This is a genomic window from Ktedonospora formicarum (assembly GCF_016587355.1).
Classification (GTDB): Bacteria; Chloroflexota; Ktedonobacteria; order Ktedonobacterales; family Ktedonobacteraceae; genus Ktedonobacter; species Ktedonobacter formicarum.
The window spans coordinates 164,653-180,423 of sequence record NZ_BNJF01000002.1 but is presented as its reverse complement, the minus strand read 5'-3'; the positions used below and the strand labels follow the sequence as shown (position 1 = coordinate 180,423).

Below are 15,771 nucleotides of genomic sequence, written 5' to 3'. Positions count from 1 at the left end.
AAACAGACTATAAGGTGAGGTGGCTTCTTGCCAGAAATATGCGCAAATCTTCTTACACATGTGTTGTGTATCAATAAGGGGAAACCAACAATAATAAAATGTCCTTGTGGCACCTGATACTCTTGATAAGAGTGTGCTTAAGAGTTGGCGTTTGTCAATATTTTATGCGCTATTACTTTGGGGCTCGTTTTTCATATGGTGCTCTCGCCTTGGAACATCTCTTTTAGATATTGGTATGTTTCCCATGTCCACCCATTCATCACCGAGCAGCGCTCATCTCCACAATTCAGGCTCAGCGCTGCTCAGTGATGTATAGGTGGCGTTGGGGTCACAGACGGTTTCCCCCTACCGTTCCCATTGCCATTATTTTCTGCGTTCCCCTTTTCGGTATTTTTGTTTCCTCCAGAGGTATTGTTGCTATTCCCATCTTCTTGTCCATTGTTGTGGTTGCGGTTGTCTTGTGAGGTGGTGCTAGATCCATGCTGGTTCTCTTCGAGAGAAGTGGTCTGCACGACGGTCCCATCACGACTCAACAAACCGACGCTTTGCACTTGTGGACCATTCCAGATCAGGGCAAAGACATACACACCCCGCCGCAAAGTTCCGGGTATGGACATCACACGATTGTTGATGAGAAGTTGTGCCCCTGGCTGGAAATGATCGCCAGTTAGGGTGATGGTCAGCTCAGCCTTTCCAGGCGGCATCCCCTTTGGAGGGAAGGCAATGCGGACCCTGGTGAGGTGCGGAACCTGTGCCCCCAGATGTCCCAGAATCACCGTGGTTTGCTGGCGATCTCCCATAGTGAGACGCCCTAAGAGGTTATAGAATGCTTTCTGTGCCTGAACAGTTTGCTCCAGGCGTTGGTGTTCCAGATGTTGGCGCTCTTTTCCCTGGGGGAGTTGATCAATATCGTGTGTCAATGTCTGTATTGCCTGGTCAAAAGCGACCAGCGCCTTCCGATAGGCAGCAGACGGTGGTGATTGTCCATCGCGAGCGAACGTCGTCAAGACGCTCAATTGATCCTGAGAAAATTGAGCATCCCATTGTGCCTGTGCCACAGGTGCAGAGGTACTCGTCAGGGGGCCTTTGCCTGATATTCCCATCGCTTCAGACTATAGAGTGGGCTCGTAGGGTTAGTGGTATGGGCAGCAGCAATCAGCACTCCTGTCCCGAGAGACAGCAACAAGAGTAACATTACCGCAACACCTACCAATGGATGTACTCGTAGCGAGGGACGAGAAAACAAAGGCCACCAGGAAGAGCGAGGAGGCACCTGTTTCAAGCGTGCCTGGCGTGCCAGGAGATGTTGCTCCAGTTGTTTGGCAAACTCCGTGTCTACTTGTAGTTGTGGGGCTGTTTGTAATGCATGTATCACCTCCAGAAGTTCCGAAGGAATATCCTCTGCGTCAGCAGAAGAGCCTTTGGTTGCTGGAGGCAGCGCTTCCTCTTGCTTGTTAAAAGAGAGGGTAGTTCTTTTACAAGCATTCTGGGAGGCTGAGGACTCATGTTGCTGCGTTTCGCCTTCCAATTGTTCCTCTGAATCGTTACTTGATGACATCGTTGCATCCCCCCTTAAGGCGCTCCCCATGCTCTTCAGAAGCCGGAGATGGCGCAGATGGCACCAGGAATCGTTGTAAGCTCCTGAGCGCACGAAATTGGAGCGCTTTGACCGCATTTGCCTTCTTTCCCACGATTTTCGCAACTGTTGCTACATCATAATCAAGGAGGAATCGGCCAACCACGACCAGGCGCTGTTCTTCGGTGAGTTGATTGATGGCTTGCACGACATGTCCCCATTCATCTCGTGCTTCAGCCCACTCAACCGGATCAGCGACCTGATCAGTGGAAAGACCGTCCCCATCGAGTGGTGTTTTAGCATGTGCAATAGCTGTAAATGGAACAATGGAGGGGCGCTTTGCATGTTTGCGATAATAGGAAGCCACCGTTGTCCGAGCAATACGAAATAACCAGGCGGTAAAGCGGGCCTCCTCATCATAGCGTTGTTGAGCAATACCCTCAACCATAGCCAGAAAGACATCAGAGGTGAGATCTTCTGCAGTTGCCCGATCAGGAACACGACTGGCAATATACCCGAAAACGCCTGGCAAGAAACGGCGATACAGCAGACTCATGTCTTCGCTCTCGCCTTGTCGTGCTCGTTTGAGAATCCCCTGAAACGCTTGAGGCGAATCTTCCTGATCTGCGGATTCCTTTCCTCCATGAGATCGCCTTAAAAACATTCAAATCCTCTTACGCTTTCCGATGGTTAAAGTATGAAAGCCCTCTGGATAATGGCAGCAGGGATGGCCCTTCCCAGCAACCAGGAGGTGAAGAAGCTACCAGAAACACGCTTTCTGTATATACAGTTGTTGTAACGTTCGCTTTGGTTACGGCCTGAGACACTCAGGCAAGAAATTCGTTTTCCTCTTCCATTTTGGCCATCATACATAATTCCCATAACCATGCAGCCATCATGACAATTTCCTTCAGCGATGCAGATCAAAAGCATCTGGCATTGGCGAAGCAAGATACCACAACCTTTCTGCTCGTGCTGACCATCTGAAAAATGCAGAAAGGCACAGGCGCGCGAAGAAGATCTTTTACCATCTCAAGCACCTATCCGCCAAGTGCACTCTACCCTCAACAGTCAGGGCCTTGCTTGCTGGCGGTAGCGCTTCCTCCATCAAGATTCCAGGTCACAATCCCATTCTTAAATGGGATGCGGAAGACACGGTATTGTCGACCGGGATTAAATACGCCTGGTTGCATGCCGTTATATGTAGTCGGCTTCAAATAGTTGTTTGTGCCTTGGGGAATACTGACCGTAAACGAGTTCGTGTTGGCATACCCAAAGTAGGCTGCATAGGCGCCACCTTCTCGTTGCACACAATCAAGAAAGGGTGAGATCGTAACTCGCTTCTGGCCTGGTGTTGTTGTCGGGGATGGATGCAAAATGGGTAGGAGAGTTGGTGGTGGTGTTCCGGTCGCATTTCTAGTAGGTACATGTGTTGGGGTAGAGAGTGGGGTTGGGGTCATTGCCAGAGGGTCCTTCATTTGGGATGTTTGGAGCAAAGGACGCTGCCAGACGACGATGGTCCCAATAATAACGAGTAACGTCATCACTACGAGCATCAGGGCAGGAAATATGTTCTTCTTGCCTTTCCCATCATCATTCCCACTGATTTTACTCGTCGTGCCAGAGGGTGGAATGCTCTTCTTCTTCTCCTCACTATCTCGCACATTTGCCACCTTCTGATCACTCGATATACGATCCAACGCGAAGAATGCTTGTGTCTCTTCTGTTGGGAGGGACGAGAAAGCCGATGGCAAGACCATTGGCAACTGCTCCCCCGCATCCCTAAGAGCCTGCAGAAACGCCTCTATGTCCGGGAAACGCTGTGACGGATCTTTCGACAACGCGCGCAAGATAACGCTGTCGACATGTGGCGACAGCGCAGTATTCACGTGTGAGGGCAATGTTGGTGTTTCGTTGCTATGTTTCTGTGAGAGCGTTCCACGAGCGGTGCCAAAAAACGGCACACGGCCTGTCAGTGCCACGTATGCCAGACAACCAAGCGCATATTGATCGGAGGAGGCATCAGTGTATCCCTGGAATTGTTCTGGAGCCATATACCAGCAGCGCGGCACCCCTTCTTCAATATACCCCTGATATTCTCTGATTGTTCCTACGACACTCTGTAAATGAAAGTCCGTTAGGGCGGCTTGCCCTTCTTGACGGAAAACAACGCTCTGCGAACTCAGATTGGCATGGATAATTCCTTGCGCATGGGCGGCAGAGAGAATGCTCCCTATTTGCTCGATAAGAGTGAACGCTTCCTCATGTGGGAATGGCTTGGATGCCCTACGCGTGAGGCGAGCTTGTAGGGTACCAAGTGGTGCGGCATCAGTAATAATGGCAAATCCGAAATCACCTATGCGCGCCTCTTGAATTTCGAGCATATGAGGATGCTCATTGAGCAACCTCAGACGTTCAATCTCTCGCTGGATATACTCACGCTCAGGCTCTGAAGAAGGATAGGCAGTCGGCCAGACTTTGAGCAAAACGTCCCTGGAGTCTTCATACCTCTTTCCTTCGTAAAGAAGGATATATGGGCCTCGTAAGAGAAGTGCCGAAGTATCATATCCATCTATGTGTATTTTTTCTTGCATCATACCCACTACTCGAAAAGATAAGATAGGCGCATGTGGCTATATATACATAGCTGAGTTTTATTATAGTGATCCCACGCCAAATAGCAAGAAAGTATGCGCTTCTTCTCAATGTGTTTACGAACCTCTTCCCGAATTGCCAAAACAGGTGAATTGAGTTTGTATCCGGAAGTCATGGGTAGCGTAACTCATATGATCATGTGGACTACTTTTCTAATAGAGAACAGAATCAACAGGAGGCGATGAGCGCGAAAGAATGCAAGAACAGAAGCAAGTATCAGAGCTGGTGATAGCGTTCAGGGGATGGATGCCTTGCTGCGTGGAGGGAAAGGTACATTCTGCGTTATTATCTGCGGGCATACGTCAATGACTGACGCACGCTGATTTCGACGACGTCCGTAGTCTTAAAGGGTATAGATTAGCTGCTTGTGAGACCATTCAGCAGAGTTGAGGCCTATAGAAACTCAGGAGGAGAGAATCGCATGATGACCCAACCAGCGGCACATAACCAGAGCGGTCAGTGGCCAGATCCAGTGTTAGAGTATGTCCTTGCCATCGAAAACGAGGACCCGAAAGCGCTTCAGAGCGTTTTGCAGAAATATGGATATCGGGATGATATTATGGCTGCGTTTCTGGCTCTCCATATCGTCTTCAATCCTGAATTGAACTTTGTTGGTCAACTCGTGCAGTTCCGCGCGACCGGGAAGATAGGTATGTAAACAAACATTAGTAGATGGCAATGAAGTATTCATGTGTCTTGTAATCGAAACATACCACTCTCGCTTCTTTTGGAAGGCAAACAGCTATAGTTTCCTTCTCATTAGAAACAATGGTGACGTGTGAAGTGAGCTAGGATGTAGCGGACCTGTCTGGCATACATCGACAACGCCCCTCCTTTTATTGGAGGAGAAACATCCTTAAGAAGAGATCACTGACAGCATTTCATGGCATTGGCGACGACGAGACGCTCAATCAACGGGATGAATGGAGAGAGTGTGTGCCTACCACGTCAAGCACCGATTGACAGTAGAGGTGCAGTAGTTGGTGGGGAAATTGCTCGATATTCTCCAGCTGCTACAGGAGAATGGGCTCCGAAAAGCACTGCAATGTTAGCTATTAGCAGGAATGCAAGATTGGAGAGAATACTGTTGGACTATAAAGCCATTGGAGCACAGGTGAAAGAAACGCGCGAGAAGGCACGTCTGCCCCTGGATCAGGTAGCGCGGGAGTTATCTGTCCATCCGCAGGACCTCATAAACTTTGAAGACAATGGCACACCCATTGCAACCTCATCGCTTGCCAAATTGTATCACGAGGTTTTGCACTATCAGAACCACGAACTCCTCCATGTTCTCTATCCTTACCAATCTCCCATCGAATGGATTCAAGCGTATATGAAAGGCGATATCGATGAAACGGCGCTCGCATATGGATTAGAGATTGACGGGTTAGAGGCAAGTCGTCGGGTGCAAGAGATTCAATCACAATCCAGCTAATTGTTCCTATGGCGTTGAGTTCACCAACACGGGGATGCATAAAGGTGACATCCAGATGCGGCTCGTTGGGCCATGCGTCGAGCATGGATTTGCACATGTGCCGACTTTCCTCCAGACGCTGGCGAATCTGTGCTACGTTCGTGATAGTTTTCCAATAGACCTCGTAGCGCGAGCGACCTTCGACTGGCAGATCTCGAGCCAGCACCAGGGCGAGCGACGCAGCTTCCTCCGAGGAAGCCGTGGTGTGAACGATGACGTGACCGAGCGTCCAAGCTAGATGAACCTCTTCAGGCTTGCCAAAGGCATCATTGGCCTGTGGGTCATCAGGCACAAATACTACATCCGCGTCCACTGCGTCGGCGATAATTTCTTGTATGGTGTCAACTATTTCGTCGGCCAGATGGTAGAGATCAGCTTTGGTAAGGCCTGCCGCTAGTTCCGCAAATGTTTTAGAGCCATTCTTCACCGAGCTAAAATCGAGCATAGGATTTCTCTCCATTTTCTTGTTGCCAAAGAAGCACTGGCTACACAATGTGTATCCCTTTTAAAGAGCCGTTGTGAAACAGCGCTGTTGCTCATACTATAGTGGGAATAGAGCGGGATCTTCACTCAGATTCTTGCGCGAGGTCAACAGATTCTTGCGCAGTTAGCGGGTTTGGTCACCTTCATGATCAGTCAACAGAGAGATTCAGTAAGAAAGATAGCAGGAAGGCATCTCAGGCCGTCTTGCTGCATGGTTAGGTTGGCCAGGCTTGCAACGCCATCTCAATGATCTGCAGCAATTGCTCTCGACTCATCCCACCTGCAGCCTGAACAGCCATGCCCTGCGAAAGCGTGATGACATAACGTGCTAGGCTCGCTGGATCAGCAGAGGCTGGTAGGTCCCCCTGTGCTTGCGCTTGCTCAAGGCGCTGACAGAGGGCCAGTTCGGCTACTGTCCGCCGAGCAATTAACGCTTCCTTGATAGGAACAGCGTCGTCCCCACACGCAAGCGCCCCTTGGACTAGAAGGCAGCCTGCTGGCGTATGTGGATCGGTCTGAGCATCAAGCGCTGAGCAGAGAAATCGATGGACGACGCCTCGGGCAGTTGGTTCCCCAAGAACCTCATGCAGATAGGCAGCAGGTCCCTGCACATAGCGATCAAGGATGAGGCGGAATAAGGCTTCTTTATTGCCAAAGGCAGCATAGAGGCTGGGTTTGGTGATGCCCATGGCATTGGTGAGATCCGACAGCGACGTTCCCTCATAGCCATTGCGCCAGAAGAGGCGAAGGGCCTGGTCGAGGGCGTAATCAGTATCAAACTCTCGTATCCGTCCTGATGGCATAACTCCTCGCTTTTCTCGCATCCAATACCGTTTTCTATACCGATAGGTATCGTATCCTCTTGACGACAATCTGTCAATGTTGCTATCATTATCTATACCAATTGGTATAGATATAAAGGAATGGGGAAATATCTGACAAAGATATTACCGACAAAGGTATTACCAAGAAAGGCGTGAAGCGGTCATAGACGATCCCGTGTTCATAGAACTGAAAGAGCGTTCGTTAAGAATGAATGACTTGAGTGCTAGAAAGAGAGTGGAAATGAGGAAACGCATTTTAGTCGTCGATGATGACCAGATGATGCGATCTGCCTTACAAGAACTGTTGGAAGACGAAGCATATGAGGTCGACACTGCCTTCGATGGTGTAGACGCCTTAGACCACCTGAACTCTCAATGGAATGCGTACGATGTGATCTTGCTCGATTTAACAATGCCACGCCTCAATGGATTGCAATTCTTGCACAAGATCCAACAGCAAGACCCAACCTTATTGCGTGCGATTATTGCCTTTAGTGCGGATGAAGAAGCTCTTGAGCAAGTTGCTTGTATAGAAATTTTTAACACTCTTGATAAACCGTTTGATCTAGAAGTATTGCTTGAATTGATTGAGCGAGCGGTGTGCGATAACCAGGAACTATACTTCACAGACTCGCAGAAAGTAACTGGTGCTCCAGAGGTATCTCGTTACCCAGTGTATTGAACATAGTATTGCCTGGATAGTCCAAAAACTCAAACTGACATTCGTTGAGGATTCGCACAAAGCCGGGCATACTTCTGCATGCACACCTATCTTTTCACCTTATTCTTCCATATGCCCATTGATGTGTATCTTGTGCCATGTTGCAAAGTCAATAGCTAGGAGACCAATATGAGCACCTGAGCGGATAGTACTTGCTAGTGGATCGCCAGTTGTTGCCTGCGCATTGATCTCAATTGTTTGTTCGTCAATAGCATGTACAAATCCCGTATAAGAATGTAGGAACGATAGAAGAAGGAAGCAGCAGCCACAATAAAGGCTGCTGCTTAAAGAGACTGACAGATCACTGTGCTTGGCAGATCGAGCATGGCTCATATGGTTTGAAGGAGGTTTCGTTATTAGCAATCAAGCTGCAAACGTAGAGTAACGACACCTTCTTTGGCTCAGGCACCTCTTGATGACTTCGATTGGCTCTTCCCATGATGCACATGAGATGCTCCAGCTTTCACCGTCGCTTCGGATCGATCTGATCGAAGTAACTGCAATAGCGCTTTTGCAGCGGGACCCGAAGATGCTGGGTTCTGACCCGTTATCAGTTTGCCATCAACCTGCACATAAGGCACAAAAGCTTTGTTGCTGCTATAGATTCCCCCTCTCTCCTTGAGCTTGTCCTCTAGGAGAAATGGTACGACTGTAGTCAGGCCCACAGCTGCTTCTTCCTCATTGGAGAAACCTGCCACGTGCTTACCTTTGACAAGGGGCTGACCTTGAGCATCATGTGCATTGATAAATGCGACAGGTGCGTGACAGACGGCTGAAACCGGCTTATCGGCTTTCACGAGTGCCTCAATGAGCGCGATGGAATGCGGGTTGTCTGGCATATCCCACATCGGACCATGACCGCCGGGATAGAAAACAGCATCAAAATCGCTTGCTGAAATATCAGCGAGCTTCTTAGTATGGGCGAGTTCTTTCATCGCCACCGAATCTGAGCGGAAGCGTTTTGTCATTTCCGTCTGGTTTTCGGGTTGGTCACTTTTCGGATCAAGTGGTGGTTGCCCACCCTTTGGTGAAGCCAGTGTTATCGTGACACCGGCATCTTTCAGGACGTAATAAGGTGCGGCAAATTCTTCCAGCCAGAAACCGGTTTTCTTGCCAGTATTGCCGAGTTGCTCATGAGAGGTAAGGACCATCAAAACTTTCATTGCTATCCTCCTTAACGCGAAAAGGCTATCAATCTTTGTGTTTGTGTCCATTATCACAATGGATAGTTATCCTATGTGACACCGTCGTATGCTGACCCGCTTGCCCATGAAATGGAAGCAGGACTATGGTGTTCTGAGCAGGACGTCTTGTTGAATAGTCTAGATACAGGAGGACAAGAGTGGAGGAGTGGGCTCACTCCTTCCGGCGCCTCAAGGACGGGTTGGCCTTTTGTGGACTCAACCTGGTACCCACATTCGCGTCCCGGTACATCCGTTTGCAGCGTTATTCTTGTGAAAGCTATCAAGTGTGGGATACTGTGGCAATTCTGTTCTCTCAATCTTGCGCAATCTGTTCTTGAGTGCAGAGGAGATGTACTTCCTCCTATGGCTATTTTCCCAACATTAGTGGACTCATATCCAGGAGACGCATAACCCCTATGCCCCCTTTGGTTCACGGATAGTAAGTTTGTGAAAAGATCCTTTGTTGATCTGTATATCTGACATTGTAAATACAGTATTGCATTCAACACTGTTCTCCCTCCAAGTATGAAACGTTTGTTATGAACGGAATGTAGCTCTACCACATCTGAGACTATTGCTCTCGAAATGTGAGTCGACAACTAAGGCGGTAGCGCGGAGAGGTCGTCAGGGGATAGTCTGAAGGGAAAAGAGGGGCGCGAGTCTGCATTGGGACAGAAATGAACGCGCAGATGGGCAAGAGGGGGGCATGGTTCTTCCGATTGACTAAAAACCACTCATTAATCGGATTGAACCAGGGACTATAGGTGGGCAAATACAGCAGCACCAATCGCCCCTGAGTTGCCTGAACGATTGCATCAATGTCCTCATCCTCATGGGCGTTCGCATTGTCCCAGGTCACATAAATAGCTCCAGTCGGGTGTTTTTCAACCAGGGTTTCCAGCAACTGTGCAATCTCTTGCCGCCGTTTTTGAGGATCTTGATCTGATTGAGCAACATCACTTGGCAAACGCAAATATCTCTTTCTCCAACTGCTGCCAAGCGCTTGGTAGCAGTTGGAGAAAGAGATATGTCAGTTATGCCGTAATAGATAGCTTCTGCGGCAGAATCTCATAGATAAGTGGTTCGCCAGCCAGGAAACGAATGACCTCATCAATCATCATCTCTCCTTGTTTTAAAAGCGTTTCGGTTGTCATTGCCGCGATATGGGGAGAGAGCAGGACGTTCGGCAAAGTGAGAAAGGGGTGGTTGTCTGGGAGTGGCTCGGTCGCAAATACATCCAGAGCGGCGCTAATTCTTCCTGACGTGAGTTCCTCCAAGAGCGCGGCGTCATCCACTAACCCGGCACGCGCGGTGTTTATCAGGATTCCTCCATCGCGCAGTGACGCGAGGTGCCTGGCTGAAATCATCCCACGTGTTGCTGGCAAGAGGGGAGCGTGTAGGGAGACGATATCCGAACGAGCAAAGAGTCCGTCGAGATCGATGAGTTCCACTCCAAGGTCTGTTGCCTCTGCAAGCGAAAGATAGGGATCATACATCAGTATATGGCAACCAAACGGACGCAAGCGCTCAATAACGCCTCGTCCAATAAGACTGGCTCCAACAAGCCCCACAGTTTGAGCCTGTAACAAGCGCCCAGGAAGATGTGTAAGCGTATGCCATGGTTCTCCAGAGCGCAGGCGCTGCTCAAAGCGATCTAGTCGGCGCAAGCATTGTAACATTTGCAGAATTGTAAACTCTGAGACTCCCTCTGCCAGGGCAGCTGCCGAATGCGTAACGCGCACACCACGCTGGAAGAAAGTTGAGGGCACCAGGTGGTGAACAGTTCCTGCTGTATGGGCTACGAGGCGAAGTGAGGGACAACGCTCCAGAAGCTCGTTGGTAAGAGGGGGAGTCTCCCATCCCGTCAAGCAAGCAATTGCTCCATCAAGCAGATCAGCGAGATTTGCATCGCTAAAGCTTAGTCTGGGGGCCTGCACCACATTCGCAACCGCTGCTAGTTTCTCCAGACTTGCTGGAGAAAAGATACGCCTTTGCCATTTGGAATCAACTAATATTGAAACCACGGGGCGCTTCTCGTCAAATACCATTGATAGATACTCCATTACTGATGTGAATGATATGAAAGGTTACCCAATAAGGCTGCCAAAGGTGAGACCCTGGCGCCAGTATCGTTGTAGAAACGTGAAGCTCAGGACAATTGGGAGGGCGGAGAGCAGGGAACCCATAATAACCAGATTCGTATTATTTTCACCGGTCCCAGCACCGGCACTCAAGACACCTAATCCAACCATCACCGGATAGAGATGTTGATTATTGAGCATCAGTAGGGGAAGAAAAAAGCCATTCCACACCCCGACGAAGTGAAACAAGAACATCGTGGCCAGTGCCGGTGACATAAGGGGTAAGGCTATAGTAAGAAAAATATGCAATTCTCCGGCTCCATCAATGCGCGCAGCATCCAGCAATTCGTTGGGAACAGAGGCATTTGCATAGATGCAGGCGAACCAGATGCCAAAGGCACTAAAAATCGTTGGGAGCAGAATAGACCAATAGGTATTAGTAAGATGCATTCCGCTCATCAACAAGTAAAATGGGAGCATCAACGCTGTTCCTGGCACCAATACAGTCCCCAGAAGGATATTAAATATCAACTGCTTGCCAGGGAAAGAATATTTTGCCAAGGCGTACCCGCTCAACGCGATGATGAACGTACTGACGCACGAGCTCCCTGTGGCATATAGGAAAGAATTCCCCATCCACTGCATAAAGATCCCGTTGTCAAATGTCAGTAATTGTTGCAGATTGGCAATAAAATTGAAATTGTTGGAGGACCAGAATCCAGATGTACTGATCAGATCTGGATTATTTTTTGTTGAGGCAAAAACGAGCCAACATAGGGGATACACAAAATAAAAGGCTGCGCAGAGCATGATTATGTACATCACGATACGAAAAGGTCTCAGAGCAGCGTGTCGTTGAGGCGAGGAAGCCCGGCTGGAAAGAGAAAGGGATGCCATAGGTCTTACACTCCTGTCCGTTTGCGTGAAAACCGTAAAACGCTAAACGAGAAGAAAGAAGTCAACAACGCCCACACTATTGAGAGTGCGGCAGCATAGGAATAGTTCCCCCCATCAAGAGCCGTCTTATAGAGATACATGTTGGGGGTAAAGCTCGAAGTAATGCTGCTTGAGAGGCTCCCTAAAAGCATAGGCTCCGCAAACAACTGTAGTGCGCCGATAACAGAGAACATGCTGATTAGAGCCACTGCTGGGAGAATCATCCGGAGCTTGATAAACCAGGCAATTTGCCACTCGGAACAGCCATCAATGCGTGCAGCCTCGTACAGATTGGGGGATATTGCCTGAAGTGTTGAGAAAATGACCAGCACTTGGTAACCCGTACCTCCCCAGATAGCGATGTTGCCGATTGACCAGAGAACTGACGAGGGTCCGAGGAAATCTGGTCCCCCCAGATGAAGGAGAGTCAACACTTGCGTAATCGGGCTTAGCTGAGGAGTGTAGAGATAGCCCCAGATATATACAGCGATGACTCCTGGAATAGCGTAGGGCAGGAAAAATGTGATCCGAAAGAACGCACGCGCACGCGCGTGCGTTGCTGCACTATCGAGCAAGAGCGCAAAGAACACGGCCAGAACCAGCATAGTAGGCACCTCAATCAGGCCGTAGAGCAGGACACGTCCAAAACCCTGGTACAGATCTGGATCAGTGATGGCTCTCTGATAATTAGCCAGGCCTGCGAATACCTGCGTGGGCGCGCTCAAGCCCAGGGCATCGCGGTGAATCTGAAATAAGCTCTGCCAGACTGCGTATCCCACAGGCACCGCAAAAAACAGGATGAAAAGCAGGATAGCAGGAGTGAGAAAGAAGTAAGGGATGAAGGTACGCATCCGCAGTGAGCGGAGCTTCAAGCGGCGTTGGTGTGGTAACGTTGAAGCCTGAGTAGCAAGATCGTCAGCGATTTCGGCTTCCATGACAAACTCCCTTCTAAGGTCTTATTCGAAAACCAACGCCGCTAGCGCGGCTAGCGCTGACGCGCTCAGGTTTCCGGATAAGGAGTAAATGATCGCGATGATGAAAAAGGAAGGGGCAGCATTTGTTTCTGCCCCTCCAGGAGGAGAGTGATCAGTTGTCCAAAGTGTCAGAATTACGACTCTGTACTTAATCCTGAGCAAGCAGGATTAATGTTGTACATTAAAACCTTGTTGCTGCATAGAGGATATCGTTTTCGTCTGTAAAGTGTCTAGGACTGCCGGCATCGTTGTTTTTCCGGTAATAATCTGCTTGGTCAAATCGCTGTAATCCGAGGATACCGTGAGCATGGTTGGACCCCATACAAAGGTGGTATCAATATGCTGCGAGGCAGGCATGAAGACGTCAACAACATGTTGATTGTAGTACGCATCCAGTTGTTTTAGCGGCGAGAGGGATAAACCTGCGGTGGTAGAAGGAAAGATCTTCTGCGTAACCACCTGGTTGGTCAATGCCTGAGAATTGGTACTGATCCATTTCACAAACTCAGCCGCCTGCTCTGGATATTTGGAGCTGGTCGTGACTGCATTAGTCGAGCCGCCGATGTTCGCAGAAAGCTGTTGCCCGGCAACCCACTGGGGCAACGGTGCGATTTTCCACTTCCCGGCATTCTGGGGCTGACCGCTCGCAATATACTTTGTATTCCAGGCTGCAGTGATCACAGTTGCCATATTTCCTGCCGCCTCATTCTGGGCGAAGAGCGGGTTTGCTTCAGGGATGTTTGACACCAGATGGCTGTTGATCAAATTTTGCCAGTAGTTTGCAACCTGTTTTGTTCCTGCATCATTGATCGAAACTTTCCAGGAATCGCTTGTGGTGCTAAACCAACGTCCACCGCCTTGCCAGGCAAGGGCTGTAAACCAGTACATATTATCTGCTGGGAAGTCGGTGATGTAGAGCTTGGGGTTAGCGGCATGCAAGATTGCAGCGTCTTTCGCATATTCCTCCCAGGTCGTCGGGGGCGAGAGATGGTATTTCTGAAAAATATCGGTGCGATAGGCCATCGCTACGGGTCCTGTATCCATCGGGAGAGCATAAATGGCGTCGCCGCGCTTGACCTGGGCCCAGGTCCATGGAACAAATTGACTTTGCAAAGACCCTGCGTCATATTTCGAAAGGTCAACCAGCCCACCTGTCGCTTCGATAGTGGGGAGATAGTTGTATTCAACGCGGGTGATGTCTGGCGCGGTGTTTGCCTTAATGGCTGCTTCCAGCTTCGTATAGAGTTGCCCCCCAGGAACAATGCTCATCGTCACATGAATATTGGGATGACTCTTGTTAAAGGCATCGACGGTCGATTGTTGCAGATTATTAAAGTTCCAGAAGGTCAGATTAACCTTCTGATTTGAGGGGGGAGACCCAAAGCCTCCACAGGCAACCAGCATAAATGCGACACAGAGGAGCATCGCGAAGCTAGCATAGAACGGACGCGATGGATGGGGTGTCATGAAATATTACCCTCCTTTGGGTGAATGATTATTTTGCAACTTCTTCGTAAATATCAAGTTATGTTTTCAAGTATACAGAAATATATATTCGATTTTCAATATTGTTTTTGCGATATATTTGCGAAATTTGTGTGATATTTTCTTGATTGTGCATTTTTTAGCTTTCTTAATCTTATTAAAATAGGTATAAAACCTTTGAAATGCAAAGTATTGGAGAAAGGGTTTTGCAATTTTGCAAATATGAGATATAATAGATTTCCATCAGCCATAATATAGGTTGCTCAACAGCCAATGGAGAACAATCAGGAGGGGAAGATGAAAGAGCGCACACTCCCAGATAGCCTACCAATGCGGCGCGTTCATCTGCGCGATATAGCAAAACGAGCGGGTGTCTCAATTAGCACCGTCTCTCGTGTACTGAATAATGTCTATGGGATCAGCGATGACTTGAGACGTCAGGTTATAGCTGTTGCCACTGAGATGGGATACTACGATTCATTTGCACCAACGAAATTGCGACATATCGGTCTTTTTACGGCGACATTCAGCGACGGCCCTGGCCTTGGCCTTGATAACTTTCATACGGCTATCTTACATGGCATAGAAGCTGAATGTCGCCAGCACGATATTCAGCTCAGCTACTCCATTGTTGAGCAAGGTGAACAAGGTTCTGCCTTTATTTCTAGGAAGATCAAAGAGCGCCAGATTGAGGGTGTACTATTGGCAAGCATACAGGAGCGCGAAGTGATTGAGCAACTGTGTGGCCTCAACATGCCGATAGCTGTGATCAACGCAGATCATCGCGAATTGTTGGTCGATACTTTTCTTCCTGCTAACTTCACTGGAGCACTCCAGGCAACGCAGCATTTGCTTGCACACGGACATCGGCGCATTCTGCATATTACTACTCCCATCTACACCTCCAGGCGCACCCTTCACCAGCGTTATGAGGGATATCGCACCGCAATGCAAGAAGTTGGAATTCCCTTTGATCCCAGGCTGGTTCTCGAAAGCCATTTGCGCGTAGACGACGTTCGCGATGCTGTGTATGATCTGCTTATAGCTAATAAATGTCAGTTTACCGCCATCTTTGCCGTGAACGATGAGGCTGCTATTGGCGCAATGCATGCAATACATGAAGCAGGTAAACGCGTCCCTGAGGACATTTCGGTGATTGGCTTTGACGATATACCAACGTCAGCTCTGCTCACTCCAGCGTTAACGTCTATGTACGTTGATTGCAAAGAAATGGGTATGCTGGCTGCACGCCGCCTAATGGATCGCTTCCAACATCCAGATGCAACCACCATTTGCGTCGAACTTGCCTGTAAGCTTAAAAGCCGCCAATCGGTTGGGGTCATTTCAACATCAAGCTGATTTTCCCATTTTCTTTCGG

The 15,771-nt window shown here is 49.0% G+C and carries 15 protein-coding genes; 3 read left to right on the top strand and 12 right to left on the bottom strand.

Features of this window, described 5'->3' with window-relative positions:
• Positions 1-302: 302 nt before the first annotated feature.
• From K3T82_RS19865 to K3T82_RS19850, 4 genes are all read right to left on the bottom strand, one after another.
• A complete protein-coding gene (locus K3T82_RS19865) occupies positions 303-1,058 on the bottom strand; it encodes a hypothetical protein (RefSeq protein WP_220195295.1) in 756 nt (251 codons plus the stop codon).
• Between the two features lie 17 nt (positions 1,059-1,075).
• Positions 1,076-1,558 (bottom strand): hypothetical protein, encoded by a 483-nt coding sequence (locus tag K3T82_RS19860; protein WP_220195294.1) that lies wholly within the window; start codon positions 1,556-1,558, stop codon positions 1,076-1,078.
• The gene (locus K3T82_RS19855) at positions 1,545-2,132 is read right to left on the bottom strand and encodes an RNA polymerase sigma factor (RefSeq protein ID WP_236031404.1); all 588 of its coding nucleotides are present in this window, start codon (positions 2,130-2,132) and stop codon (positions 1,545-1,547) included. The genes K3T82_RS19860 and K3T82_RS19855 overlap by 14 nt, the downstream gene beginning before the upstream one ends.
• Before the next feature lie 508 nt (positions 2,133-2,640).
• The gene (locus K3T82_RS19850; protein ID WP_220195292.1) at positions 2,641-4,173 is read right to left on the bottom strand and encodes a serine/threonine protein kinase; all 1,533 of its coding nucleotides are present in this window, start codon (positions 4,171-4,173) and stop codon (positions 2,641-2,643) included.
• Positions 4,174-4,652: 479 nt separating this feature from the next.
• Between K3T82_RS19850 and K3T82_RS19845 the strand changes: the two genes are divergently transcribed.
• Positions 4,653-4,889 carry a hypothetical protein gene (locus tag K3T82_RS19845; RefSeq protein ID WP_220195291.1) on the top strand — a complete coding sequence of 79 codons (237 nt, stop codon included), beginning with the start codon at positions 4,653-4,655 and terminating at the stop codon, positions 4,887-4,889.
• A 532-nt stretch (positions 4,890-5,421) separates the two neighbouring features.
• On the opposite strand, the gene K3T82_RS19840 is transcribed toward K3T82_RS19845, so the two are convergent.
• Together K3T82_RS19840 and K3T82_RS19835 are read right to left on the bottom strand one after the other, a co-directional pair.
• Positions 5,422-6,150 carry a DinB family protein gene (locus tag K3T82_RS19840; protein WP_236031402.1) on the bottom strand — a complete coding sequence of 243 codons (729 nt, stop codon included), beginning with the start codon at positions 6,148-6,150 and terminating at the stop codon, positions 5,422-5,424.
• A 253-nt stretch (positions 6,151-6,403) separates the two neighbouring features.
• Complete coding sequence (locus K3T82_RS19835) at positions 6,404-6,991, bottom strand: TetR/AcrR family transcriptional regulator (protein ID WP_220195290.1); 588 nt, start codon at positions 6,989-6,991, stop codon at positions 6,404-6,406.
• A 262-nt stretch (positions 6,992-7,253) separates the two neighbouring features.
• Here K3T82_RS19835 and K3T82_RS19830 point away from each other — a divergent pair, with 262 nt between their 5' ends.
• A complete protein-coding gene (locus tag K3T82_RS19830; protein WP_220195289.1) occupies positions 7,254-7,694 on the top strand; it encodes a response regulator in 441 nt (146 codons plus the stop codon).
• A 440-nt stretch (positions 7,695-8,134) separates the two neighbouring features.
• On the opposite strand, the gene K3T82_RS19825 is transcribed toward K3T82_RS19830, so the two are convergent.
• The 6 genes from K3T82_RS19825 to K3T82_RS19800 all read right to left on the bottom strand — a co-directional run bounded on the left by K3T82_RS19825 (position 8,135) and on the right by K3T82_RS19800 (position 14,375).
• A complete protein-coding gene (locus tag K3T82_RS19825) occupies positions 8,135-8,896 on the bottom strand; it encodes a type 1 glutamine amidotransferase domain-containing protein (protein ID WP_220195288.1) in 762 nt (253 codons plus the stop codon).
• A gap of 592 nt (positions 8,897-9,488) precedes the next feature.
• Positions 9,489-9,884, bottom strand: coding sequence for a transposase (locus K3T82_RS19820; protein ID WP_220195287.1), 396 nt, complete (start codon positions 9,882-9,884; stop codon positions 9,489-9,491).
• A 67-nt stretch (positions 9,885-9,951) separates the two neighbouring features.
• Entirely contained in the window at positions 9,952-10,965 is a 1,014-nt protein-coding gene (locus tag K3T82_RS19815) for a hydroxyacid dehydrogenase (RefSeq protein ID WP_220195286.1), read from the bottom strand.
• A 39-nt stretch (positions 10,966-11,004) separates the two neighbouring features.
• Positions 11,005-11,634, bottom strand: coding sequence for a carbohydrate ABC transporter permease (locus K3T82_RS19810; RefSeq protein WP_236031560.1), 630 nt, complete (start codon positions 11,632-11,634; stop codon positions 11,005-11,007).
• A 266-nt stretch (positions 11,635-11,900) separates the two neighbouring features.
• Positions 11,901-12,869 (bottom strand): carbohydrate ABC transporter permease, encoded by a 969-nt coding sequence (locus K3T82_RS19805; protein WP_220195284.1) that lies wholly within the window; start codon positions 12,867-12,869, stop codon positions 11,901-11,903.
• A 207-nt stretch (positions 12,870-13,076) separates the two neighbouring features.
• Positions 13,077-14,375: an ABC transporter substrate-binding protein gene (locus K3T82_RS19800; RefSeq protein WP_220195283.1), complete on the bottom strand. Its 1,299-nt coding sequence runs from the start codon at positions 14,373-14,375 to the stop codon at positions 13,077-13,079.
• 315 nt (positions 14,376-14,690) lie between these two features.
• On the opposite strand from K3T82_RS19800, the gene K3T82_RS19795 reads away from it, so the two are divergent.
• Positions 14,691-15,752, top strand: a complete 1,062-nt coding sequence (locus K3T82_RS19795; protein ID WP_220195282.1) for a LacI family DNA-binding transcriptional regulator — start codon at positions 14,691-14,693, stop codon at positions 15,750-15,752.
• Positions 15,753-15,771: the final 19 nt, after the last annotated feature.